23 protein-coding genes are annotated in these 22,144 nt (G+C 74.8%); 16 read left to right on the top strand and 7 right to left on the bottom strand.

What is annotated here, in order from left to right; translation table 11 throughout:
* Positions 1 to 202 precede the first annotated feature (202 nt).
* From CLT72_RS01155 to CLT72_RS01145, 3 genes are all read left to right on the top strand, one after another.
* Positions 203 to 631, top strand: a complete 429-nt coding sequence (locus CLT72_RS01155) for an SRPBCC family protein (protein ID WP_308220769.1) — start codon at positions 203 to 205, stop codon at positions 629 to 631.
* Positions 628 to 1,629, top strand: coding sequence for an SDR family oxidoreductase (locus CLT72_RS01150; protein WP_101409140.1), 1,002 nt, complete (start codon positions 628 to 630; stop codon positions 1,627 to 1,629). The genes CLT72_RS01155 and CLT72_RS01150 overlap by 4 nt, the downstream gene beginning before the upstream one ends.
* 119 nt (positions 1,630 to 1,748) lie before the next feature.
* Positions 1,749 to 2,516, top strand: a complete 768-nt coding sequence (locus CLT72_RS01145) for a polyprenol monophosphomannose synthase (protein WP_101414861.1) — start codon at positions 1,749 to 1,751, stop codon at positions 2,514 to 2,516.
* A 1,186-nt stretch (positions 2,517 to 3,702) separates the two neighbouring features.
* On the opposite strand, the gene CLT72_RS01140 is transcribed toward CLT72_RS01145, so the two are convergent.
* Positions 3,703 to 5,307, bottom strand: a complete 1,605-nt coding sequence (locus CLT72_RS01140; protein WP_101409139.1) for a phytoene desaturase family protein — start codon at positions 5,305 to 5,307, stop codon at positions 3,703 to 3,705.
* Positions 5,308 to 5,377: 70 nt separating this feature from the next.
* Here CLT72_RS01140 and CLT72_RS01135 point away from each other — a divergent pair, with 70 nt between their 5' ends.
* Positions 5,378 to 6,811 (top strand): aldehyde dehydrogenase family protein, encoded by a 1,434-nt coding sequence (locus CLT72_RS01135; protein WP_101409138.1) that lies wholly within the window; start codon positions 5,378 to 5,380, stop codon positions 6,809 to 6,811.
* 81 nt (positions 6,812 to 6,892) lie between these two features.
* On the opposite strand, the gene CLT72_RS01130 is transcribed toward CLT72_RS01135, so the two are convergent.
* Entirely contained in the window at positions 6,893 to 7,294 is a 402-nt protein-coding gene (locus tag CLT72_RS01130) for a ChaB family protein (protein WP_101409137.1), read from the bottom strand.
* Between the two features lie 159 nt (positions 7,295 to 7,453).
* On the opposite strand from CLT72_RS01130, the gene CLT72_RS01125 reads away from it, so the two are divergent.
* The 4 genes from CLT72_RS01125 (at position 7,454) to CLT72_RS01110 (ending at position 9,816) form a co-directional block, all read left to right on the top strand.
* Positions 7,454 to 8,434 (top strand): YihY/virulence factor BrkB family protein, encoded by a 981-nt coding sequence (locus CLT72_RS01125; RefSeq protein WP_101409136.1) that lies wholly within the window; start codon positions 7,454 to 7,456, stop codon positions 8,432 to 8,434.
* A 95-nt stretch (positions 8,435 to 8,529) separates the two neighbouring features.
* A complete protein-coding gene (locus CLT72_RS01120) occupies positions 8,530 to 8,946 on the top strand; it encodes a DUF2795 domain-containing protein (RefSeq protein WP_089001084.1) in 417 nt (138 codons plus the stop codon).
* Between the two features lie 52 nt (positions 8,947 to 8,998).
* On the top strand, positions 8,999 to 9,460 hold the full coding sequence (locus tag CLT72_RS01115; protein WP_089001085.1) for an SRPBCC family protein: 462 nt from the start codon (positions 8,999 to 9,001) through the stop codon (positions 9,458 to 9,460).
* A 95-nt stretch (positions 9,461 to 9,555) separates the two neighbouring features.
* Positions 9,556 to 9,816 carry a hypothetical protein gene (locus CLT72_RS01110; protein WP_101414860.1) on the top strand — a complete coding sequence of 87 codons (261 nt, stop codon included), beginning with the start codon at positions 9,556 to 9,558 and terminating at the stop codon, positions 9,814 to 9,816.
* 100 nt (positions 9,817 to 9,916) lie between these two features.
* Here CLT72_RS01110 and CLT72_RS01105 read toward each other — a convergent pair whose 3' ends face one another.
* The gene (locus CLT72_RS01105) at positions 9,917 to 11,119 is read right to left on the bottom strand and encodes an MFS transporter (RefSeq protein ID WP_101409135.1); all 1,203 of its coding nucleotides are present in this window, start codon (positions 11,117 to 11,119) and stop codon (positions 9,917 to 9,919) included.
* A 154-nt stretch (positions 11,120 to 11,273) separates the two neighbouring features.
* Here CLT72_RS01105 and CLT72_RS01100 point away from each other — a divergent pair, with 154 nt between their 5' ends.
* On the top strand, positions 11,274 to 11,486 hold the full coding sequence (locus CLT72_RS01100) for a hypothetical protein (RefSeq protein ID WP_089001087.1): 213 nt from the start codon (positions 11,274 to 11,276) through the stop codon (positions 11,484 to 11,486).
* 9 nt (positions 11,487 to 11,495) lie between these two features.
* Here the strand turns inward: CLT72_RS01100 and CLT72_RS01095 are convergent, their stop codons facing one another.
* Positions 11,496 to 11,945: a hypothetical protein gene (locus CLT72_RS01095; protein WP_101409134.1), complete on the bottom strand. Its 450-nt coding sequence runs from the start codon at positions 11,943 to 11,945 to the stop codon at positions 11,496 to 11,498.
* 162 nt (positions 11,946 to 12,107) lie between these two features.
* On the opposite strand from CLT72_RS01095, the gene CLT72_RS01090 reads away from it, so the two are divergent.
* On the top strand, positions 12,108 to 12,485 hold the full coding sequence (locus CLT72_RS01090; RefSeq protein ID WP_101409133.1) for a DUF6401 family natural product biosynthesis protein: 378 nt from the start codon (positions 12,108 to 12,110) through the stop codon (positions 12,483 to 12,485).
* A gap of 68 nt (positions 12,486 to 12,553) precedes the next feature.
* Here the strand turns inward: CLT72_RS01090 and CLT72_RS01085 are convergent, their stop codons facing one another.
* The gene (locus tag CLT72_RS01085) at positions 12,554 to 13,420 is read right to left on the bottom strand and encodes a mechanosensitive ion channel family protein (protein ID WP_101409132.1); all 867 of its coding nucleotides are present in this window, start codon (positions 13,418 to 13,420) and stop codon (positions 12,554 to 12,556) included.
* Between the two features lie 189 nt (positions 13,421 to 13,609).
* Between CLT72_RS01085 and CLT72_RS01080 the strand changes: the two genes are divergently transcribed.
* From CLT72_RS01080 to CLT72_RS01070, 3 genes are all read left to right on the top strand, one after another.
* Entirely contained in the window at positions 13,610 to 15,736 is a 2,127-nt protein-coding gene (locus CLT72_RS01080; protein WP_101409131.1) for a SpoIIE family protein phosphatase, read from the top strand.
* A gap of 38 nt (positions 15,737 to 15,774) precedes the next feature.
* The gene (locus tag CLT72_RS01075) at positions 15,775 to 16,452 is read left to right on the top strand and encodes an HAD family hydrolase (RefSeq protein WP_101409130.1); all 678 of its coding nucleotides are present in this window, start codon (positions 15,775 to 15,777) and stop codon (positions 16,450 to 16,452) included.
* 105 nt (positions 16,453 to 16,557) lie between these two features.
* Positions 16,558 to 17,847 (top strand): cation:proton antiporter domain-containing protein, encoded by a 1,290-nt coding sequence (locus CLT72_RS01070; protein ID WP_101409129.1) that lies wholly within the window; start codon positions 16,558 to 16,560, stop codon positions 17,845 to 17,847.
* Positions 17,848 to 17,878: 31 nt separating this feature from the next.
* On the opposite strand, the gene CLT72_RS01065 is transcribed toward CLT72_RS01070, so the two are convergent.
* Positions 17,879 to 18,820: an NAD(P)/FAD-dependent oxidoreductase gene (locus CLT72_RS01065; protein ID WP_199184690.1), complete on the bottom strand. Its 942-nt coding sequence runs from the start codon at positions 18,818 to 18,820 to the stop codon at positions 17,879 to 17,881.
* A gap of 164 nt (positions 18,821 to 18,984) precedes the next feature.
* Between CLT72_RS01065 and CLT72_RS01060 the strand changes: the two genes are divergently transcribed.
* The gene (locus tag CLT72_RS01060; protein WP_089001095.1) at positions 18,985 to 19,200 is read left to right on the top strand and encodes a DUF3072 domain-containing protein; all 216 of its coding nucleotides are present in this window, start codon (positions 18,985 to 18,987) and stop codon (positions 19,198 to 19,200) included.
* Here CLT72_RS01060 and CLT72_RS01055 read toward each other — a convergent pair.
* Entirely contained in the window at positions 19,194 to 19,709 is a 516-nt protein-coding gene (locus tag CLT72_RS01055) for a metallophosphoesterase family protein (protein ID WP_101409127.1), read from the bottom strand. The two genes, CLT72_RS01060 and CLT72_RS01055, sit on opposite strands and share 7 nt — an antisense overlap.
* A gap of 159 nt (positions 19,710 to 19,868) precedes the next feature.
* Between CLT72_RS01055 and CLT72_RS01050 the strand changes: the two genes are divergently transcribed.
* Together CLT72_RS01050 and CLT72_RS01045 are read left to right on the top strand one after the other, a co-directional pair.
* Positions 19,869 to 21,251, top strand: coding sequence for a glycoside hydrolase family 6 protein (locus tag CLT72_RS01050; protein ID WP_250100628.1), 1,383 nt, complete (start codon positions 19,869 to 19,871; stop codon positions 21,249 to 21,251).
* A 79-nt stretch (positions 21,252 to 21,330) separates the two neighbouring features.
* The gene (locus tag CLT72_RS01045) at positions 21,331 to 22,122 is read left to right on the top strand and encodes a helix-turn-helix domain-containing protein (protein WP_486484358.1); all 792 of its coding nucleotides are present in this window, start codon (positions 21,331 to 21,333) and stop codon (positions 22,120 to 22,122) included.
* Positions 22,123 to 22,144 lie beyond the last annotated feature (22 nt).

The raw sequence follows: 22,144 nt of genomic DNA, 5'->3' as shown, positions 1-22,144 counted from the left end.
TGGTCCTGTCGCACAGCCGGCGGGTTCCCGGCGCCCCGGGGAGTAAACGTCATCTTGAACGCCCCGCCGCGTCCCTCGCCAGCGGTGTCCCCACGCCGGCCCGCAGGTGCCGTTACCCGTCGCCCGGGAGAAGCTAACCCGCCGGCGCCGTTAGCCCCCGGTACGGCCGGGGTATGGGAGCGCAGTGGCGATTGTGGAGAAAGTGATCGAGGCTTCCCCGGAGCAGGTCTGGGCGGTGCTGGCGGACGGGTGGACGTACAGCGACTGGGTCGTGGGCACCGCGCACGTACGCGACGTCGACGACGCCTGGCCCCGGGTGGGCAGCCAGCTGCACCACAAGGCCGGACCGTGGCCGTTGTCGCTGCACGACTCGTCGACGGTGCTGACCTGCGAGCCGCCGCGCCGGCTGGTCATCCGCGCCGGCCTCTGGCCGGCCGGGGAGGCCGTCGTGGTGTTCACCCTCGAAGCGGCCGGCGCGGGCGCCACCCGGGTACGCCTCGGCGAGGACTTCGCCGCCGGCCCGCTGCGCTGGGTGCGCAACAAGCTCAACGACCTGGTGCTGCACCAGCGCAACAAGGAGACCCTCACCAGGCTGGCCGACATCGCGATGCGACAGAAGGGCGACGCATGACGCAGACCGTCGTCATCACGGGGGCGAGCGCCGGCGTGGGACGGGCCGTCGCCCGCCGCTACGCCGAGCGCGGTGCCCGGCTCGCGCTGCTCGCCCGGGGTGGGGCCGGGCTGGCCGCCGCCGAGCGCGACTGCCGGGAGCTGGGCGCCTCGGACGTACGCACGTACCGGGTGGACGTGGCCGACGCCGGCGCGGTGCAGCAGGCCGCCGACGACGTGGCGCACCGCTTCGGCGGCATCGACGTGTGGGTGAACAACGCGATGGTCTCGGTCTTCGCCCCGGCGTGGGAGATCCCGGCCACCGAGTTCCGTCGGGTCACCGAGGTCAACTACCTCGGAACCGTGCACGGCACCCTCGCGGCGCTGCGGCACATGCGGGCCCGTGGCCGGGGCGCGATCGTGCAGGTGGGCTCCGCCCTGGCCTACCGTGGGATCCCGTTGCAGTCGGCGTACTGCGCGAGCAAGCACGCCGTGCAGGGCTTCAACGACTCGCTGCGGGCGGAGCTGCTGCACGACTGTCCGGGGGTGAAGCTGTCGATGGTGCAGCTGCCGGCGATCAACACCCCGCAGTTCTCCTGGGTACGCACCCGGCTGCCCCGGCACCCCCAGCCCGTACCGCCGATCTTCGCGCCCGACGTGGCCGCCAGGGCGATCGTCTGGGCGGCCGAGCACGGGCCGCGCGAGCTGAACGTGGGTGGCCCGACCTGGCGGGCCCGGCTCGGCGACATCCTCGCGCCCGGCCTGCTCGACCGGAAGCTGGCGCGCGACGGCTACGACAGCCAGCAGACCGAGACCCCGATCGACCCGGCCGCCTGGCGGGACAACCTGGACAGCCCCGGCGACGACGAACGGGACCGGGGCGCGGAGGGCGTCTTCACCGACCGGGCCCGCGGCCGCTCGGCCGCCCTGTGGGTCGGTACGCACAAACCGGCCGTCTCCGGCATCGCCCTGGCGGGGTTGACGGTGGCCCTCACCGCGCTCGCCCGACGCCTCCGCTGACCCGGATCCGTCCTCGCCGGGGGCGGGAAGACGGGGCGGTAGGGGTGGCCTTTTCGACCCGGATGTGGCAACTGGCTACGCTCTCAGGGAGCCCTGTCCGCCGACCGAGGATGTCCGACATGATCGAACCCGTGCAGTTGCCCGTGCCGTGGCGGGACGCACGCCTGACCGTCGTGGTTCCCACCTACAACGAGGCGGGCAACCTCCCGGTGCTGGTCGAGCGGCTGCTGGCCCTGCCGCTGCCGGGCCTGAAGATCCTGGTCGCCGACGACAACTCGCCGGACGGCACGGGTGAGGTGGCCGACAAGCTGGCCGTCGAGCACCCCGACCGGGTCGAGGTCGTGCACCGGGCCGGCAAGGAGGGCCTGGGCCGGGCGTACGTGGACGGCATCGGGCGCGCCCTCGACGGCGGGGCCGAGTACGTGGCGCAGATGGACGCCGACCTGTCGCACCCGCCGGAGGCGCTGCCGGGCATGCTCGGCGCGCTGCTCTCCACCCAGGCCGGCGTGGTGATCGGCTCCCGCTACGTACCCGGCGGCGAGCTGGACGAGAACTGGCCGCTGTACCGACGGGCGCTCAGCGGCTGGGCCAACCTGTACGTGCACACGCTGCTGCGGGTCCGGATCCGCGACCTCACCGCCGGCTTCAAGATCTGGCGGGCGGACGCGCTGCGCGACATCGGCCTGGAGCGGGTGCAGTCCAACGGCTACAGCTTCCAGGTGGAGATGCACTACCTGGCCACCAAGCTGGGGCACACCATCCTGGAGGTGCCGATCCGCTTCGAGGAGCGGCGCGACGGCGCCTCCAAGATGACCACCGCGACCAAGATCGAGAGCGCGCTGATGCCGTTCAAGCTGCGCAGCAAGCACCGCAACATCGAACCCTGACCCCGCCCGGAGCCTGCGGCCCTCCGGTCCCGGGCTCCCTCGGGTCGCTGCGGTCCGCCGCCGCCCCACCCTGCCCCGTGACTCAGCCCTGCCTGCTTCCGCCTGCCGGGCCCGGCCCCGCCACGGCCGCCGCCCCGGCCCTGCCGCCTCACGGCCTTGCCCCGCCCCAGGCTGGCGGGCGGCTCGGGCGAGCCTGGCCCACGCGCCGGTACGGCTGCGGGCAGGGCAGTGTGGGGCGGCTGAGGCCGGCAGCGGGGCGAGGCCGGCAGTGGGTGAGGCCCGAGGCCGCGGCAGGGCCGGGGCCTTCACGGCCGGCGGATCGGATGACACGTGGCCTCGGCCCACGGCAGGGGATCAGCGAGCGGGGCCTCGGCGCTACCCGGATCGGCAAGTGCGCTCGTCGCACGGTGGGCGCGGCGGCACGGCCGTCGGCGGTCGCGGCGGTCGCGGCCGAGCGCGGCGGCAAGGCCGTCGGCTGGTCGCGGCGCGGCGGTCGGCGGTCGCGGCGGCTTGCGAACGACCTCAGGCACCCCACCCCGACCGTCCTCACTGAGCATGCGGTTACCGTACGTAATTTGACTGTGGGTAGTCTCCATCCAGGAGCCTCGGACCACCCCTATCGGCCCTTTGCTCTGCAGCCATGGACGCACCACCCCGCTGAGCTGGTGCTATGCAATTCTCGACACGGTTGCGCCGTCAATCAATGGTCACCTTAAGTAACCGTTGCGTATGCGGATGCAGAGCAAAGGGCAGAGCCAGGATTCCCGACCGCCCGCCAGATCCTCACCCTACGTAGTCAGATGCATCCATGAGCGGCTCGGTGCCAGAGCTTCTCCGCGCATCTGGCGGCTGGCGTCAGGCCCACGCGCGCAGATTCCGCCGAAGGCGATCGCGGGAAGCCCCGGCTCACCGCGACCAGGATCGGACTCTGTCGATGGAGAAGGCCAGGGGGACCGCCGGGAGACCAGCGGGCCGGCGGAAACCGGGGGACTCGCGAGACAGGCGGAGCATGCTGGTGTGACCGGGCAGGCGGACGGAGCGGGGCGAGCAGGCCGAAGCCGAGGCCGCGGGACCGGCCGAAGGCTACGGGCGGCCGAAAACGGCCGGCGGCCGAGGACGGCACCTCCCGCCGGGTCGTCATCCGGTTGGAGCGGCCGCGCGGCGTGGGGTCGGGGCGCCGCTGGCGTCAGCGGTAGACGGCGCGGTGCGCCGCCTCGATCCCGGCCGCGTACAGCGGGCCGGTGAGGGCACGGTCGCGGGCCAGGGCGGCGCGGGCGGCGTTCGCGCCGGGGGCGCCGTGCACGCCGCCGCCCGGGTGCGCCGACGCGCTGGCCAGGAAGAGCCGGTCCACCGGGGTGTCCGCGCGGCCCAGGCCGGGGATCGGGCGCAGGAACAGCTGCTGGTACGCGGCGGCGGTGCCGCCGCCCAACGCGCCGCCGACGAGGCTCGGGTCGCCCGCCTCCAGGTCGGCCGGCCCAGCCACGTGTCGCCCGATGACGAGGCTGCGGAAGCCCGGTGCGGCCTCCTCCAGCACCTGCTCCATCCGCTCGACGTGCGCGGCGATGTCCTCGGCCCGCCACTGCCGGCGGAACGGCAGATGGGTGTACGACCACAGCGACTCGGTGCCGGGCGGCGAGTGGCTCGGGTCGGCCACCGACATCTGCCCGAGCAGCAGGAACGGGTCGCGCGGGATCTCCTTGCGGGCCAACGCGGCGGCATAGCTGGTGAGCCCGTCCAGGTCCGCGCCGAGGTGCACCGTGCCGGCGGTGGCGACCGCCCGGTTGGTCCACGGCACGGGGGCCGACAGCGCCCAGTCCACCTTCAGCGTCGAGCCGTCCCAGCGGAAGTGCGCCAGGTCCTCCACCAGCCGGGGCGGCAGCGCCGCCGCGCCGACCAGGTCGAGGTAGAGCGCGGGCGCGGGGACGTCGGCGAGCACCGCCCGGCGCGCCCGCCACAGGGTGCCGCCGACGGTACGCACGCCCATCGCCCGGCCGCGCGCGGTCAGCACCCGGTCGACGTGTGCGCCGTAGAGGATCCGGCCGCCGCGCTCGGTCAGCCGGGCCACCAGCGCGTCGGTGATCTTCTGCGCGCCGCCGTCCGGCACCGGCCAGCCGACCTGCTGGCCGAGCATGGCGAGCAGCCAGCCGTACACGCCCGAGCCGGCCTCCTCGGGTGAAAGGTCGGTGTGCAGGGCGCAGCCGGCCAGCAACGCCGGGCCGCCCTCGCCCTCGAAGAGTTCGTCGCCGAGCTTGCGTACCGGCACCACCAGCCGCCGGGCCAGCCGCAGCGCCCCGGCCACCCGCAGCCGGCGCAGCAGGCTCAGGCCCCCGCGCACCGGCGGGAACGGCGTGGTGATGGTCTCCAGCATCGGCCCGGCCACCTGGCGCCAGTCGTCGTACGCGTGCAGCCAGCGCTTGCCGTCGCCCGGCGCGAACGCCTCCAGCGACGCCGCCGTGGCCTCCGGGTCGCGGTTGAGCACCGCCGCCCGGCCGTCGGGCAGCAGGTGGGCCAGCACGTCCGGGGAGTGCCGCCAGCGCAGCCCGTAACGGTCGAGCCCCAGCCCGCGCAGCACCGGCGAGGCGTAGCCGAGCGGGTAGAAGGAGCTGTAGAGGTCGCTCAGGTAGCCGGGAGCCGTCACCTCGGCCGAGCGCACCGCCCCGCCCGGCGTGGCCGTGGCCTCCAGCACCAGCACGTCCCAACCGGCGTCGGCCAGCAGGTTGGCGGCGACCAGGCCGTTGTGTCCGGCTCCGACGACGACGGCGTCCGCGCTCTCCGCGCCGGGGGAACTCATCCGATCCGCCTACCCGGCCAGCAACCGGGCGAAACGCGTTTGCCGCGCCGGGACCGGGGCATGCACTGCCATGTACACGGTTGCGCAGCTCATTGGCGGAGTGTGGGGCGCGGGCGGCGAGGGTGGCGAGCTGGTCGTACACGATCCGGCCGACGGCTCCCCGGTCAGCTCGGCGCCGGTGGCGACGGCCGACGAGGTCGGCAAGGCGGTGGAGGCGACGCGCGGCGCCGCGGCGGAGTGGGCGGCGACCGCGCCCGTGGAACGGGCGGCGGCCCTGCACCGGGCGGCGGACGCCGTGGCGGCGGTCGCCGACGACCTCGCCAGGGCGACGACGGCTGAGATGGGCAAGCCCCTGTCGGACGCCCGCGGCGGTGTGGAGGCGGGGATCGGCACGCTGCGACAGTACGCGGAGCTGGCCCCCGTGCGCGGCGGGCGGACCCTGCACGGCGACACCCACGCCCTCGACTTCATGACGCCACAGCCGCGTGGCGTGGTCGCCGCGATCACCCCGTGGAACGACCCGGTGGCGGTCTCCTGCGGGCTGCTCGGCGCGGCCCTGGTCACCGGCAACGTGGTGCTGCACAAGCCGAGCGAGCGCGCTCCGGCGACGGGCTGGCTGCTGGCGAAGGCGCTGGACTCGGTACTGCCGCCCGGGGTGCTGTCGCTGCTGACCGGGGGTCCGGAGGTCGGCGCGGCGCTGGCCGCACAGCAGGTGGACGTCGTCGCCCACGTCGGCTCCACCGCCACCGGGCGGGCCATCGCGGCCGCGGCGGCGCGGACCGGAGCCAAGGTGCTGCTGGAGAACGGCGGCAGCGACCCGCTCGTCGTGGACGGCGACGTCGACCCGGTGTGGGCGGCCGGGCAGGCGGCGCTCGGGGCGTTCGCCAACGCGGGGCAGATCTGCGTCGCGGTGGAGCGGATCTACGTGCACCGGGACGTCGCGGAGGACTTCACGCACGCGCTGGTGGAGCGGGCCGAGCGGCTGCGTACGGGCCCCGGCGGCGACCCGGAGACCGAGCTGGGGCCGCTGGTGGACCGGCGGCACCGCGACCACGTGCACGGGCAGGTGACCGCGGCCGTGGCCCAGGGCGCGCGGATCCGCACCGGCGGCACGCTGCCCGACGGCCCCGGGTCGTTCTACCCGGCGACCGTGCTGGGCGACTGTCGGCACGAGATGACGGTGGTGCGGGAGGAGACGTTCGGGCCGGTCGCCCCGATCGTCACCGTCGACTCGTTCTCCGAGGCGCTGCGGTGCGCCGCCGACTCCCCGTACGGGCTGGCCGCGACGGTGCTGACCGGGTCGATGAGCCACGCCCAGCGCGCCTGGCGGGAGCTGCCCGTGGGCACGGTGAAGGTCAACGCCGTGTTCGGCGGGGCGCCGGGCGGGGCCGCGCACCCGCGCCGGGGTAGCGGGCACGGCTACGGCTACGGACCGGAGCTGCTGGACGAGTTCACCGCGACGAAGGCGGTCCACATCGAGGCGCCCGGCGGCGGGCACTGGTGAGGTTTGGCAGGGGCTATCGAGACACACACAGGGGCTGTCCGCTCGCGGACAGCCCCTGTGTCGCGTACCCGAAATGTCGGCTCAGCGGCCGCGGGCCCTGGCGGTCTGGCGGTTGTTCGCCTTCTCGATGGCCTTGACCAGTTCCGGCTTCGTCATCGTCGAACGGCCGGGGACGTCCAGCTTGCGGGCCACCTTCATCAGGTGGTCCTTGGTGGCGTTGGCGTCCACCCCGCCGGCCGTGGGTGCCCGGCGCCCCGGTCCGCCGCCAGCCGCCTGGCGGTCGCTCGGTCCCTTACGGCCCTTGGGTTCCCAGTGGTCGCCGACCTTCTCGAACTCGTGTTTGACGGCGGCGAAGGCGGTGCGGTGGGCCCGCTCCCCCTCGCCGTACGTCTCCACGGCCGAGTCGTGCGTCTTCTCCCAGGTGCGCTGCGCCTTCTTGGGGGAGCGTCGCAGCGTGCTGGGCAGTACCTCGCGCCCGGGCATCTCGTCCTCCTCCGCGTCGTGGGTTCCCGGTTGACCGTTCCCCCGCGCCCGGTCGGCAAACCGGTGGTCGGGTTTGTCGATTTCCGGCCACGGGTACCGGCGGGGCCAGGCGACGCCGGATGCACCGGGTCATCCGGGCGCCGGGCACAGGGAGCGGGCATGACGACGACGGACCCCGGCGCGGCGCCCACCGAGGAGCGGCGACCGCGGATGCCCCGCCGGGTACGCCAGCTGAGCTGGCGGACGTGGCGCGGGGTGCTGGTGCGCAGCGTGCGCAACTTCGTCAAGGACAACTGCGCGGACTGGGCCGCCGCGCTCACCTACTACGGGGTGCTCGCGCTCTTCCCGTCCACGATCGTGGTGGTCGCCCTGGTCGGGCTGGTGTCCAACGGCGAGCAGACCGTCGACACCGTGCTCGACCTGGCCCGGGACATGGGCGCCGGTTCGGTGGTGGCCAACGAGGGCTTCGTCGGCGTCGTACGGGGCGTGGTGGACCAGAACGACTCGGCCAGCGTGCTGCTGAGTTTCGGTCTGCTCGGTGCCCTCTGGTCGGCCTCCGGCTTCATCGGGGCGTTCACCCGGGCCTCCAACGCCGTCTACGGGGTCGAGGAGGGGCGGCCGGTCTGGAAGCTGCGGCCGATGCAGATCGGCCTGGCGGGGGTCTCGCTGGTGCTGCTGGCGGTCGTCGCCACCGGGCTGATCGTCAGCGGGCCGGTCACCGACGCCGTGGGCGACCTGATCAACGCCGGCGGGCTGGCGCGCACGGCGTGGAGCGTCGCCAAGTGGCCCGTGCTCGCGCTGATCATGATGGTGCTGCTGAGCCTGCTGTTCTGGATCGCGCCCAACGTCCGGCAGCCCCGGTTCCGCTGGCTCACCCCGGGCGGCGCGGTCGCCCTGGTCGCCTGGGCCCTCGCCTCGTTCGGCTTCGGCCTGTACGTGGCCAACTTCGGCTCGTACGACGCCACGTACGGCAGCCTGGGGGCCGTGATCGCGTTCCTGGTCTGGCTCTACCTGTCCAACTCGGCGCTGATGCTCGGCGTGCAGATCAACGCGGAACTCCAGCGTGGCCGGGTGCTCCAGGCCGGCGAGCCGGACCCCGAGGAGCCCGTCCTGCCCCCGAAGACGCCCGCCACCGCGTGACCCGCGACGGGTTTGGCGGCCCTCACCGTCGCCGCCCGCGCCAACGAGCCGCGCCGGACCGTTTACCGGCGGTGCCACCGGGTAGCGCAGAAGGCATGGAACGTGGCAGCAGCAAGCACGGACCGAGGGTCGACGAGCAGATGAGCCGGGAGGTCAGCGGGCTCGTGCAGGGGCCGGGGACCGGCGGCTCACGGGTCGACGAGTCCCGTGTGCCGGAGCCGGCGGGTGAGGACCAGCCGGAACCGACCACGGCCCCGGCCGGCGACCTGCGTACGGGCGCGCCCAAGGGGATGAGCTCCGAGGACGTCGAGCGACGCAGCCGGCTCGGACGGTTCATCACGATGACCGCCCTGCCCGGTGACCGGGAGACGCTGATCGCCAACGCGCGGGAGAACGAGGCACCGGCGGACATCGTCGCCGAACTGGAGCGGCTGCCCGAGGGCACCCGCTACCAGACGGTCTCCGAGGTGTGGGCGGCGCTCGGCCACAAGAACGAGACGACCCGCTGGTGACCGGATCCCCGCACGATCCGACCCGTCTCCGGCGGACGAAGGAGGATGGCTGATGAGTGGCGTTACCGAACACGTGGACGTCTCCGTCCCGGTGCGCACCGCGTACGACCAGTGGACGCAGTTCGAGGACTTCCCCCAGTTCATGGAGGGGGTGCAGGAGGTCCGACAGCTGACCGACACGATGACCCACTGGACGGTGGAGATCGCCGGGGTGAAGCGGGAGTTCGACGCCGAGATCACCGAGCAGCTTCCGGACGAGCGGGTCGCCTGGCGTTCGACGGGCGGCACCCAGCAGGCCGGCGTGGTCACCTTCCACCGGTTGGACCCGGAGACCACCCGGGTCACGCTCCAGCTCGAGTTCGAACCGCACGGCGTGGTCGAGCAGGCCGGCGACAAGCTCGGCATCGTCGACCGGCGCGCGAAGGGCGACCTGGAGCGGTTCAAGCAGTTCATCGAGCGCCGTGGTCAGGAGACCGGTGCCTGGCGCGGCAAGGTCGACCGGCCGCAGCCCTGATCTCCCCTCCCCCGGAACGCGAACGTCCGATGGCCGCCGGCTCTTCCGGCGGCCATCGTCGTTTGCGTGCACCGGGCCGGGGTACCGCGATGGGCATGACGGACGACGACAAGGTGTGGCGGGACGAGGAACGCACTCCCCTGCGGGAACTGGACCGGGCCGTGGCGCGGTCGACGCTGGACGGCCAGGCCGACGACGTGACGGCGAACGACGCCGGCGAGGAGGCGGCCTTCGGCCACGGCCCGGAGGCGGTGGACCGGGGTGGGCAGGCCGCCGGCGCGGGCCGCGAGCCGACGGACCCGGACCGCGCGTACCGGCCCTCGACGACGGGGCGGACCGGGCCCGACACGATGTGAGCCGCGCCGTGCGGCGGGCGGGCCGGCTGACGGAGGACGGGCAAGACGCGCCGGCCGTCGAGGTCGCGCGGTCATGGAGCGGACCGTGGCCCCGCCGCGCTCAGTGCGGCGCCGGTCGGCGGGTGCCGGCCGTGTGCAGGGCGATCAGGCCCAGCGCGAGCACGACCAGCGCCGACCCGAGCAACTCGACCGAGGTGTTGCCGAGCAGCACCCCGATCCCGGCCGGCACCAGCGCGCCGCCCAGCCCGGCCGCGGCGATCTGGAGCCCGATGGTCCGGTCGGCGTGCGCCGTACCGACCCGCTCGGCGGTGGTGAGGGTGAGCAGCGGGAAGACCGGGGCGGCGGCGAAGCCGACGACGAACAGCCCGGCCACGGCGATCCAGGCCGGCGCCGGCAGCGCGATCAGGACCGCGCCGACCGCCATCCCGACCAGGCTGCCCCGCAGCACCGTCGCCGCGCCCAGCCGCTCGGCCACCACGCCCTGCACCACGCGCCCGACGAAGAGGCTCCCCCAGTAGCCGGAGACGCAGACGCCGGCGACGGCCGCGCCGAGGCCACGCCCCTCGGTGAGCAGCAGGAACGCCCAGAGCCCGGCGGCCACCTCGATGGCCACGTACACGGCGAAGGCCGCCGCGCCGAGCCAGACCGCCGGCAGGCGCAGCGTCTCGCGTACCCGGGTGACGGCCGGCGGGGCGACGGCGGCCTGCCCCGTCGCGGTCCCCGCGGGCCCCGGGGCCGGGGTGCGGTCCCGCCAGGCGCGGACGGTGAGCGCGAACGCGGCGGCCAGCGCGAGCTGGGCCCCGGCAACCAGGCCGTAGCCCCAGCGCCAGGAGAGCCCGGCGCTGAGCGCGCCGGTCATGATGAGCGGCCCGAGCGCCACACCGAGGCCGAAGAACGCGTGCATCCAGTTCATGTGCCGGGGGCCGAAGGCACCCGCCGCGTACGCGTTCAGGCCGGAGTCGATCGCGCCGGAGCCCAGACCGAGCACCAGCGCGCAGCCCACCATCAGGATCAGCCCGGGGGTCAGCGCGTAACCGGTGAGCGCGAGGCTGGCCAGCAGCGTGCTGCCGGCGAGCAGCCAGCCGACGCCGAGCCGGGCCAGCGTGAAGCCGGCCAGCACGCTGGAGGTCAGGTAGCCGGCCGTGCCCGCCGTGAGCACGAGGCCGACGGCCTCGGTGGGTACGCCGAAGTCGGCCCGGATCGAGGGCCAGCCCACGCCGATCAGGCCGTCGGGCAGGCCGAGGCTGACGAACGCGAGGTAGGCCAGCAGGAGCAGCGAGGCGCGGGGCGGGGCGGTGGACACGAGGGACCATCCTGCCCGGAGTCGGCGACGACGCCAGTCCGCCTCCCCCGGTGGGACGAAGATTACGGTCCGGACGGGTGGTGAAACGGACAGCTCATCCAGAATCGGCCGTTCGGCTGACGGCAAGGCCCGGGTCACGCGCAAGACTTTCGGGATGCATCAGGGCTCCGGCATCCTCTCCACGCGTCAGCGCCGCCTGGCATGGCTCGGCTTTCTGCTCGCCGCGCTCCAGGCTCCCGTCTCCGCCAAGCTGGTCTCGGACGACTCCTGGTTGTTCAGCCTCTGCGTGGCGCTGATGGTGGCGACCGTGATCATCGCCGACGACGCGGCCCGGCGCCGCCCGGCGGACGCCCGCCCCACGGACTGACGGGTCGGTTCAGCCCTCGCCGGCGGGGCGCGCCTCGTGCCCGGGCAGGCCCCGGGTGCGCCGCCGCTCCTTCATCTCCGCCTCGTAGAGGTGCCGGCGGCCGCCGACCAGTTCCTCGCGGGCGGCCCGGTCGAGGTCGCGGAAGAGGGCGTAGTAGCCGTCGTCGAAGTCCTCGACGATCTGGAACGTCCACCGCCCGGCGATGACGTTGCGGCCCAGCAGGTCGGCGTCGATGCGGTCGGCGATGCGGTCGTGCCCGGCGGCGCGGAACATCTCCACGGCGTCGTCGAGCATCAGGTCGGCGTGCCCTACGAGCTGGTGCAGCGAGTAGAGGTGACCGCGCACCCGCTCGACGCACTCCAGCGCCTCGCTGAGCTTGCCCAGCGCCGCCACCGTCTCGTCGCTCACCCCGGCCGGCCTGCGGTGCCGCTCGTCCGGCCCGTCCCCGTGTCGTTCCATCCGTTCCTCCAGGTGTCGACGTCGCCCCGGCGGGGCGGTTCTCCTCCTGCCCCGCCCGGGCCGACTCAATCCCCCGTGGGCGGTTGACCGTTCGGGGGAGGGTGAAAAACCCGCCGACCGGCCGAGGTCGACCCTGGTCACGGCCGGATAGCCTCGGTCACCATGCGTGTGCCGTTCACCCGGGTCGAGGCCCGTTCCGCCGCCAGCTCGGCGCGCTCCACCCTCGCCCTCCTGGCCGCCTCCGTCGGCGCCGAGGGGCTGGCCGCCGCCGCCGCGCGTCCGGGCCTGCTGGCCCTGGTCGACCAGCACGCCGCAGCGGTACGGGAGAGCCTGGACGGCGACCGCCGGCCGCTGAGCGCCGCCGCGCTCGCCGGCTACGCGGAGGGCGTACGCGCCGCCGCGCTGGAGCACGGCTGGCAGCCCCCGGTGGCGCCGGTCGACTGGTCCGCGCCGGACTGGCTGCTCACCCGGCTGCTCGCGGTCTGCGCGCTGACCCGCTCGCTGGGCACCCCGGCGCCCGCCCCGCTCCCGCTGGTCTGACCGGCGGCCCGACGCGCCGGAGGGGCGCCCGCGGTCCGCGGACACCCCTCCCCGTCGCGCCGCACCGGTCAGCGGCGGAACTGCTGGGTCTCGTCGCCCACGTTCCCCGACTGGTAGGTGCCGCGCCCGCCGGCCGTCGCCGACTCCTGCCCGCGCGGCATGACCTCGGTTCGCTCGGCCGCCGTACGGTCGGCCATCTGCCGGCCGACGTCGACCTGGCCGGCCTCCCGGGCCCGACGGTGCTCCTGCACCGCCCGCGACTCCTCGGCCATCCGGTTCAGCCAGCCCTCCCAACGGTTCTGCATGGGCCGCACCAGACCGCCACCGACGCCGACGATCAGGATGCCGGCCACCGTGGCGAGCACCGCGATCAGCACCGGCGTGGTCACCGCCGTGGCGATGCCGACCTGGTTCAGCGCGGCGATGACACCCAGCGCGATGATGAAGATCGCCGTCAGGTCGGCGAGGATCTTGCCGTACGAGAGGCCGCCCAGTGCCCCGGTGACGATGTCGCGGACGGCGCTGGCGATCGCGGCGGCCACGACGATGATGACGATCGCCACGAAGGCGCGTGGCAGCCAGGCGACCACGCCGCCGATCAGGTCACTGATCGCGTTGGGTCCCCACACCCCGAAGGCGAACTGCAGGGTGAACAGCAGCACCGCGTAGTACGCGAGCTTCGCCAGGATGTCACTGGCGTCGTACCTGGTGCGTTCCAGCGCGCGTTTGATGCCGCCCCGTTCCACCGCTCTGTCGAAGCCGACCCGTTCCAGCGCCGCGTCGACGATCTTGAGCACGGCCTTGGCGATGAGCCATCCGACCACGAGGATCGCGATGAACGCGATGGCCCGCGGTATGAACAGCAGCACCGACCTCCACATGTCGGCCACGGCGTCGCCGATGTCGACCTGCCTGACCGCGAGGCTATCCGGCATGATGTCCCTCCTGTCGCATGGACTGCGCCGCGCGCATACCCGGTCACCGACGCGGCACGCCGTACCGCTCCCCGAGTTTTTCCCGACATGTCACCGCAGAGCCGACCTGACCTGCCCGAACGTCCGACCGGGGGGACGCGCGCGGCATGATCGGAAACGGCCGGTAGGGGCTGCGGCTAGGCTGCGGTCATGCCAGGAACGGTCGGACGGGTCCCGAACCCCCCAGCCCCGGTCTCGGGAGCACCCTCCGTGTCGCACACGGCGGCCACCGTCCTGCGCCACGACTGGGGCGGCACCCCGCTGGGCCCGTGGCGCGCGTGGGACCCGGCGGTCCGCGCCGCCGCCGAGTTGCTCCTCGCCTCGCCCGTACCGATGGCCCTCACCCTCGGCGACGAGCACCTGCTGGTCTACAACGACGCGTACGCCGACCTGATCGGTGACCGGCACCCCGACGCGGTGGGGCGGCCGGCGGCCGAGGTGTTCGCCGAGTCCTGGCCGCTGCCCGGCGTCGGCGACGCCATCGAGCACACCTACCGCTCGGGGGAGCCGTTCCTGGAGAAGGAGACGAGCCTTCCGCTGCACCGAGGCCCCGGCCTGGTCGAGCAGTCCGTCTTCACCCGGGGCTACTCCCCCGTGCGCGACAGCGCCGGGCGGATCGTCGGCGTGCTGACCGTGGCCGCGGAGACCACCCAGGTCACCCAGCAGTTGCAGAGCCTCAGCGACTTCGCCGCGGCGCTCGCCGGCACCCTCACCCTGGACGACGTGGCCCGGGTCGCGCTGCGCTACGCGATCACCGCGTTCGACGCCGACCGGGTCACGTTCGCCGTGGACGAGGGCGGCGGCGGCTGGCGGATGGTCCGGCGCGTCCGGGGCGAGCTCATGGACGAGGCCGACGAGCGGCTGCCCCCGCTGTGGCGACGCATTCCGCCGGACTCCCAGGGACCGGTGGTCGCCGCCGCCCGCAGCGGGGTGCCGCACTTCGTCGACGACGGCCAGCCGCTGCGGGAGACCGCGGTTGACCGGCACGACCAGAAGGTCCGCTCGCTCGCGGCGGTGCCGCTGCGGGCCTCGGTGGTGCGCGGCGGGTTGACGGTCGGCTACCAGGTCCCACACGTCTGGTCGGCCGCGCGACGCGCGCTGCTGGCCGCCTCCGCCGAGCTGGTCGGCCAGGCCGCCGAGCGGGCCCGCCGGTTCGAGACCCAGCACGGCACCGCCCAGCTGCTGCAACGCAGCATGCTGCCGGAGCACCTGCCCGACCTGCCCCGGATGCGGATCGCCGCCCGCTACGACCCGGGTGTCGACGGCAACGCCGCCGGCGGGGACTTCTACGACGCCTTCCTGCTGCCCGACGGCGGTCTGGGCATCGTGCTGGGCGACGTCGCCGGCCACGACGTGCAGGCCGCGGCCCGGATGGGTCAGGTGCGCGCGGCCCTGCGGGCGCTGGCGCTGGCCGATCCCCGCCCGGACGCCGTGCTGGCCGGGCTCGACCGGCTGGTCACCAGCCTGGGTGCCGAGGGCGACACCCACGAGCTCTTCGTCACGGTGGTCTTCGGTGTCGTCGACGCCGACCGGCAGCGGCTCACCCTGGCCAGCGCCGGTCACCCCGCCCCGCTGATCCGCCGGTGCGCCTCCGACGGCGAGCCGGTCGCCGAATACCTCGACCTGCCCCCGGGCGCCCCCCTGGGCCTGGGCTGCCGGCCACCGACGGCCACGGTGCGCTTCGCCCCGGGCGACACCCTGCTGCTGTTCAGCGACGGGGTGGTGGAGCGGCGCTGGCAGGACCTGACGACCGGCCTGGACGCCCTGGCCGCCGCCGTCGCCGGCGCGGGCAGCGGCGACCCCCGCGCCCTGTGCGCGGTGGCCATCGCGGCGGTGCCCGGCGCCACCGAGGACGACGTCGCCGTGTTGGCGGTGGAGTACGCGCTGCGGCCGTCGCGGTCGGCGAGCATGGAGGTGCCGGCCGAGCCGACGGCGCCGAGCCGGGTCCGGCACTGGATGACCGGGCAGCTCACGGAGTGGCAGGTGCCCGAGTCGATCATCGGCGCGGCCGTGCTCTGCACCAGCGAGCTGACCACCAACGCCCTGCTGCACGCGGGCACCGCCGCCCGCGTGGAGATCGACCTCAGCCCGGAGCGGCTGCTGGTGTCGGTCGCCGACTCGGGCACCCGGGGCACGGTGACCCGCGCGCAGACCGACACGCTGAGCAGCCGTGGCCGGGGGCTGGGGCTGATCGAGGAGCTGAGCGACGCCTGGGGGACGGACCCGACCGTACGCGGCTCGACGGTCTGGTTCGAGATCCTGGTGCCGTCCGGGTGAGCGGCGTCAGCCCCGTCCGGAGGGGGTAGGAGGAGGTCATGCCCACCGACAAGCCCGCCGGTGTCCTCTTCGACGTGGACGGCACCCTGGTCGACACCACCTACCTGCACACCGTGAGCTGGTGGGAGGCGCTGCGCCAGCTCGACCGGCCCCCGCCCATGGCGACGATCCACCGCGCCATCGGGATGGGCTCGGACAAGCTGCTCGACCACCTGCTCGGCCCGGAGCGCGACCGCGGCGCGGACCGGAAGCTGCGCGACGCCCACGACACCCTCTTCGCCGAGTACTGGGAGCGGCTGGTCCCGCTGCCGCGCGCCGCCGACCTGCTGCGGGCCTGCGCGGAGCGGGGGCTGCGGGTCGTGCTCGCCACCTCCGCCGCCGAGCACGAGGTGGCCGCGCTGCGCCGAGCGCTGGCCGCCGACGACGTGATCCACACGATCACCAGCTCGGCGGACGCGCGGGAGAGCAAGCCGGCGCCGGACATCCTGGTCGCCGCGCTGGAGCAGTCCGGGCTCGCCGCCGAACGGGTGGTCTTCGTCGGCGACTCGGTGTGGGACGTCGCCGCCGCCGGCGAGCTGGACGTGCCCTGCGTGGGGCTGACCTGCGGCGGCACGAGCCGGGGCGAGCTGGCCGGGGCCGGCGCGGTGGCCGTCTACGAGGACCCGGCCGCGCTGCTCGCCACCCTCGACGATTCGCCGGTGGCCCGGGTGAGGTGACCGGCGCCGGTTTCCGTCGCTCCGGGAGGAATACGAGAAGTCCTCCGGGGGCAAGGACTTGCACCACCTGCCCGCACGCCGTGGGCGAGGCGGAGAGGTGGGGTCGTGGAGCCGGTAGACGTGGCGTTCGCGGTGGTCGGTCTGGGCGCGCTGCTGGCGGGGATCCTGCCCCGGGTGCTCGAGCAACGGCCGCTCTCCATGCCGATCGCGTTCCTCGGGCTGGGCATGCTGGTCTTCGCCCTCCCCGTCGGGCTGCCGAACCCCGACCCGCTCGCGTACCCGGACGTCGCCACCCACCTCACCGAGATCGGCGTCATCGTGGCGCTGATGGGTGCCGGCCTGAAGATCGACCGGCCGTTCAGTTGGCGCCGCTGGTCGTCGACGTGGCGGCTGCTCGCCATCGCCATGCCGCTGTGCATCGCGGCGGTGGCGCTGCTCGGCTGGTGGTGGGCCGGGCTGGTGCCGGCCGCCGCCCTGCTGCTGGCGGCCGCCCTCGCGCCGACCGACCCGGTGCTCGCCGCCGACGTGCAGGTCGGCGAGCCCAACGACGTGGAGGACTCCGAGGACGAGGTCCGCTTCGCCCTGACCTCGGAGGCGGGGCTCAACGACGGGTTGGCCTTCCCCTTCGTGTACGCGGCCATCGCCATCGCCACCACCGGCCTGGCCCCGGGCGACTGGCTGGGCCGCTGGGTCGGCGTGGACCTGCTCTGGAAGGTCGGGGCGGGCGTGGCGGGCGGCTGGCTGGTCGGCTGGCTGCTCGGCAAGCTCTTCTTCCGGGCCCCGAGCGAGCTGCGGTTGGCCCGGCACTCGGAGGGCTTCCTGGCGCTGGCCGCGACGTTCCTGGCGTACGGGCTGGTGGAGGTGGCCGGCGGGTACGGCTTCCTGGCGGTCTTCGTGGCGGCGCGGGCGATCCGGGCCGCCGAACGCACCCACGAGTTCCACTCCGTGCTGCACGACTTCGCCGAGCAGGTCGAGCGGCTGCTCACGGTGCTGTTGCTGCTGCTCTTCGGCGGCGCCGTCGTGGGCGGCCTGCTGGGCCCGTTGACGTGGCCGGCCGCCGCGGTCGGGCTGGCGCTGGTCTTCCTGGTCCGTCCGCTGGTCGGCTGGCTGTCGCTGCGGGGGGCACCCGGCCGCCCGGCCGAGCACTGGGTGATCGCCCTGTTCGGCATCCGGGGCGTGGGCTCGTTCTACTACCTGGCGTACGCGACGACGAAGGCCGACTTCCCGCAGGCGGACCTGCTCTGGGCGACCGTCGGCCTCGTCGTGATCGTCTCGGTGGTGGTGCACGGTGTCGCGGCGACGCCGGTGATGCAGTTGCTGGACCGGGCGGGGCAGCGCACCTCCGACCCGTCGGAGCGCGGCCACGCCGGCGAACCCGTCCCCGCCGCGAGCTGACCGGCCCGACGGTGCCCGTGAGGGCGGGCCCTCACCCGCCACCCAGGCGGGCGACGAGGGCGCGGCCGAGGTCGCGGCCGGAGCGCCAGGCGCTCTGCACCCGGGGCTTGCCGAAGGCGTCGCCGGCCAGCCCGACGCCGTCGGCGTCGAGGTGGTACGTGCCGCCCGGTCCGGCCGTCGGCTTCGCGTACGTCCAGCGGTGCACGTGCACGTGCTCCGCCGCCTCGGGCAGCCCCAGCAGGTCCCGTACGGCCTCCTCGACCGCCGGCCCGGCCCCGGTGGGCAGGGCGAGATGGCCGGCGGCGAACTCGGGCGTGGTGTGGGCGACCAGCACCGGCGCGTCGTCGCCGCGGCGGTCGCCGTCGTCGCAGACGAGGTTGAGCACCGGGTGGTCGTTGACGAAGGCGCCCCGGAAGGCGGCCCACCGGCGGGCCGGGAAGCGCAGCACCGCCGCCAGCGACGGCGACCAGCGCTGGGCCTGGGTGGCGCGGGTGGCGGCGGCCAGGGTCGGGGCGAGCAGCAGCGCCGCCTGCGGGCCCGGCATGGCGAGCGCCACCGCCTCGCAGGCCCGCCCGTCCACCACGGGTCCCGGTTCGACGCCGAGCACGAGCCGGTTCACGGTCACCGGCAGGTCCCGGGCCAGGTGCTCCACCAGCGAGCGCAGCCCCCGGGTCGCCGCCCAGCGCATCGGGCCGGGCGCCTCGCGCCGACCGGCGGCGTCGTACGCGACGAAGGTGTCGGTCCACTCGCGGGCCAGGCCGGCGGACCGCCATCCTTCGGCCAGCTGTGCGAAGTCCGGATCGTCGACCGTGAAGTACGCGGCGCCGAGGTCGGCGGGCCGGCCGTCGAAGCGGCGGCTGGCCATCCGGCCGCCGGACACCCGGGCGCGCTCCCGGATCTCCACCGGGATGCCCGCGCGGGCCAGCTCCGTCGCGCACGCCACCCCGGCGATGCCCGCGCCGACCACCAGCACACCCGCCCGCTGCCGCGTACCCACCCGGTGATCGTATGCGGGCCAGGTCGCCGGGGCGGCGCAGTCGCCCGCGCGGCACGCCCGGGGCCACGACGCGCCGGGGCGCCGCATGGATCGGGGCCGCGCGGGGTATTGGCACGTCTGTTCGAAGGAAGGTGGAGACCATGACGGACCGCACCAGCAGCCAGGCCAACCCGCAGGGCGCCATCAAGGACCCGGACGAGTGGGTCACCGGCGAGGAGCCGCCGACCGCCGCGCAGGAGTCCTACCTGGCGACCCTGGCCCGGGAGGCCGGCGAGGAGCCGCCGGAGGGACTGACCAAGGCCGAGGCCTCGAAGCGGATCGACCAGCTCCAGGAGGAGACCGGCCGGGGTCAGTGACCGGACGGGCGGCGCGGTGGCAGGCGGTGCAGCTCGACCTCGTCGAGCCGGCCCGCCGCCACCCGCGCCGTCAGGTACGTGGCGTACGGCTGGGCCCGACGGTCGGTGGGCGAGCCCGGGTTGAGCAGCCGCAGACCGCCCGGGGCGAGCGTGTCCCAGGGGATGTGCGAGTGCCCGAAGACCAGCACGTCGGCGTCGGGGAAGCGGGTCGCGCAGCGGCTCTCCCGACCGGCCTTCGGGCCGGTCTCGTGCACCACGGCGACCCGCAGTCCGTCCAGTTCGACCCGGGCGACCTCCGGCAGCCGGGCGCGCAGCGCCGGCCCGTCGTTGTTGCCGTACACCCCGACGAGGCGGCGGGCCCGGGCGGCCAGGGCGTCCAGCAGCGCCTCGTCGATCCAGTCCCCCGCGTGCAGCACCACGTCGGCGGCGTCGACCGCCGCCCAGAGCGGCTCCGGCAGATCCCTGGCCCGCTTCGGCACGTGGGTGTCCGCGGTGATCACCAGGCGCATCCCGCCATTCTCCCGGGCGGGCGCGCCACGCGCCGCGCCGGTAGGGAAATGTCGCCGACGGCGACGCGGCCCCTTCACATCGACGTCATCACCACGTAGTTTGACGGCGGTATATGGGAGCGCTTCCAGCGGTGCTCCTCGATGGAATGGGAGAGTCCCGTGAGAAGTAGACCCGCACTCGCCGCGGCGGGCGCCGCCGCGGCCGCGCTCACCGTCGCCGCCACCGTCGCCGTCGGCATCGTCCGCGCTCCCGCCGCCGTCGCCGCCGACTCGGCGTTCTACGTCGACCCGGCCACGGCCGCCGCGGCCTGGGTGGCCGCCAACCCCGGCGATCCCCGGGCCGCCGTCATCTCCGACCGGATCGCCAACGTCCCCCAGGGCCGCTGGTTCACCCGCACCAACACCTCGACCGTACGGTCCGAGGTCGACGCCCTCGTCGGGGCGGCGGCCGCCGCCGGCAAGGTGCCGATCCTGGTCGTCTACAACATCCCCAACCGCGACTGCAGCGGCGCGAGTGGCGGCGGCGCCCCCGACCACGCCACCTACCGGCAGTGGGTCGACCAGGTGGCGGCCGGACTGGCCGGGCGGCCGGCGACCATCGTGCTGGAGCCGGACGTGCTGCCGCTGATGACCAGCTGCCAGAACGCCGCCCAGCAGGCCGAGACGAGGGCCTCCATGGCGTACGCCGGCAAGCGGCTCAAGGCCGGCTCCGCCGCCGCCCGGGTCTACTTCGACATCGGGCACTCGGCGTGGCTCGCCCCCGGCGAGGCGGCCTCCCGGCTGCTCGGCGCGGACGTCGCCAACAGCGCGGACGGCATCTCGCTCAACGTCTCCAACTACCGGCGCACCGCCGACGAGGTCGCCTACGCCAAGGCCGTCATCGCGGCCACCGGGGTGTCCCGGCTCAGGGCGGTCGTCGACACCAGCCGCAACGGCAACGGGCCGGCCGGCTCCGAGTGGTGCGACCCGGCCGGGCGGGCCATCGGCACCCCGAGCACCACCGCCACCGGCGACTCCGCCATCGACGCGTACCTGTGGGTGAAGCTGCCCGGCGAGGCCGACGGGTGCATCGCGCCGGCCGGCCAGTTCGTGCCGCAGCGGGCGTACGACCTGGCCGTGGCCGCCGGCCCGGCCCCCACCACCGCGCCGCCGACCACCGCACCGCCCACGACGGCGCCCCCGACCACCGCACCGCCCACGACGCCTCCGGCGACCACTCCCCCGCCGACCGGTGGCTGCGCGGTGTCGTACACCCCGAACTCGTGGTCCGGCGGCTTCACCGCCGAACTGCGGGTGACCAACCACGGCGCCGCGCTCACCGGCTGGACCCTCACCTTCGCCCCCGGCGCCGGGGTCCGGCTGACCAACGGCTGGAACGGCGACTGGACCCAGTCGGGTGACCGGATCACCGTGCGCAACGCCACGTGGAACGCCGGTCTGCCCTCGGGCGGCACAGTCTCGATCGGCTTCCAGGGCACCTGGCCGGGCGGCACCCTGCCCACCCCGACCGGGTTCACCCTCAACGGCGCCGCCTGCTCCTGACCCCCGACGCCTCGCCCGCCCGTGCGGGCGGGCGAGGCGGCACCGGGGCAGCGCCTAGGATCGGCGCGTGAGCGCGGCGGTGGAGCAGCGGCGGGCGCCGGTCGGCACGCTGCTGCGGCAGTGGCGCAGGCGGCGCGGGCTCAGCCAGCTCGCCCTCGCGGTCGAAGCGGAGGTCTCCACCCGGCACCTCAGCTTCGTGGAGACCGGCCGCTCGGCGCCGAGCCGGGAGATGGTCCTGCGGTTGGCCGAGCACCTCGACGTGCCGCTGCGGGAGCGCAACCGGCTGCTGCTGGCTGCCGGGTACGCCCCGGTCTACTCCCACGCCCCGCTGGACTCCCCCGAGCTGCGCCGGGTCCTCGACGCGGTACGCCGGGTCCTGCGGGCGCACGAGCCGTACCCGGCCGTCGCTCTGGACCGGCGCTGGAACCTGGTCGCCGGCAACGCCGCCCTGCCGCTGCTCACCGAGGGGGTGGCAGGGCACCTGCTCCGGCCGCCGGCCAACGCGCTGCGGCTGACCCTGCACCCCGAGGGCATGGCGCCCCGGATCGCCAACCTCACCGAGTGGCGGGCCCACCTGCTCGGCCGGCTGCGCCGACACCTGGGGCTGACCGCCGACGCCGAGCTGACCGCGCTGCACGACGAGCTGCGCGGCTATCCGGGCGGGTCGGCCGAGCCGGACGCCGGGCTGCCGCGCGCCGGGGACGTGGTGGTGCCCCTGCGGCTGCGTCACCCGGCCGGCGAGCTGGCCTTCCTCAGCACCGTCTCGACCTTCGGCACCCCGCTCGACGTGACGGTCGAGGAGCTCTCCGTCGAGTCCTTCTTCCCGGCCGACGAGGCCACCGCCGCGTACCTGCGCGCCGCCGCCCGCTGAGCGTTACCTCGCGACGGCGGCG

This window comes from Micromonospora sp. CNZ309 (assembly GCF_002846525.1).
This window is presented reverse-complemented; position numbering and strand designations above follow the sequence as displayed.

What these genes read in the sequence shown, in the direction of transcription:
- CLT72_RS01140 (WP_101409139.1), bottom strand. Translation starts at nt 5,307, where the DNA reads ATGAGTTCCCCCGGCGCGGAGAGCGCGGACGCCGTCGTCGTCGGAGCC.
- CLT72_RS01120 (WP_089001084.1), top strand. Translation starts at nt 8,530, where the DNA reads ATGGAACGTGGCAGCAGCAAGCACGGACCGAGGGTCGACGAGCAGATG.
- CLT72_RS01110 (WP_101414860.1), top strand. Translation starts at nt 9,556, where the DNA reads ATGACGGACGACGACAAGGTGTGGCGGGACGAGGAACGCACTCCCCTG.
- CLT72_RS01080 (WP_101409131.1), top strand. Translation starts at nt 13,610, where the DNA reads ATGCCAGGAACGGTCGGACGGGTCCCGAACCCCCCAGCCCCGGTCTCG.
- CLT72_RS01060 (WP_089001095.1), top strand. Translation starts at nt 18,985, where the DNA reads ATGACGGACCGCACCAGCAGCCAGGCCAACCCGCAGGGCGCCATCAAG.
- CLT72_RS01150 (WP_101409140.1), top strand. Translation starts at nt 628, where the DNA reads ATGACGCAGACCGTCGTCATCACGGGGGCGAGCGCCGGCGTGGGACGG.
- CLT72_RS01145 (WP_101414861.1), top strand. Translation starts at nt 1,749, where the DNA reads ATGATCGAACCCGTGCAGTTGCCCGTGCCGTGGCGGGACGCACGCCTG.
- CLT72_RS01075 (WP_101409130.1), top strand. Translation starts at nt 15,775, where the DNA reads ATGCCCACCGACAAGCCCGCCGGTGTCCTCTTCGACGTGGACGGCACC.
- CLT72_RS01055 (WP_101409127.1), bottom strand. Translation starts at nt 19,709, where the DNA reads ATGCGCCTGGTGATCACCGCGGACACCCACGTGCCGAAGCGGGCCAGG.
- CLT72_RS01085 (WP_101409132.1), bottom strand. Translation starts at nt 13,420, where the DNA reads ATGCCGGATAGCCTCGCGGTCAGGCAGGTCGACATCGGCGACGCCGTG.
- CLT72_RS01125 (WP_101409136.1), top strand. Translation starts at nt 7,454, where the DNA reads ATGACGACGACGGACCCCGGCGCGGCGCCCACCGAGGAGCGGCGACCG.
- CLT72_RS01095 (WP_101409134.1), bottom strand. Translation starts at nt 11,945, where the DNA reads ATGGAACGACACGGGGACGGGCCGGACGAGCGGCACCGCAGGCCGGCC.
- CLT72_RS01115 (WP_089001085.1), top strand. Translation starts at nt 8,999, where the DNA reads ATGAGTGGCGTTACCGAACACGTGGACGTCTCCGTCCCGGTGCGCACC.
- CLT72_RS01100 (WP_089001087.1), top strand. Translation starts at nt 11,274, where the DNA reads ATGCATCAGGGCTCCGGCATCCTCTCCACGCGTCAGCGCCGCCTGGCA.
- CLT72_RS01130 (WP_101409137.1), bottom strand. Translation starts at nt 7,294, where the DNA reads ATGCCCGGGCGCGAGGTACTGCCCAGCACGCTGCGACGCTCCCCCAAG.
- CLT72_RS01135 (WP_101409138.1), top strand. Translation starts at nt 5,378, where the DNA reads ATGTACACGGTTGCGCAGCTCATTGGCGGAGTGTGGGGCGCGGGCGGC.
- CLT72_RS01090 (WP_101409133.1), top strand. Translation starts at nt 12,108, where the DNA reads ATGCGTGTGCCGTTCACCCGGGTCGAGGCCCGTTCCGCCGCCAGCTCG.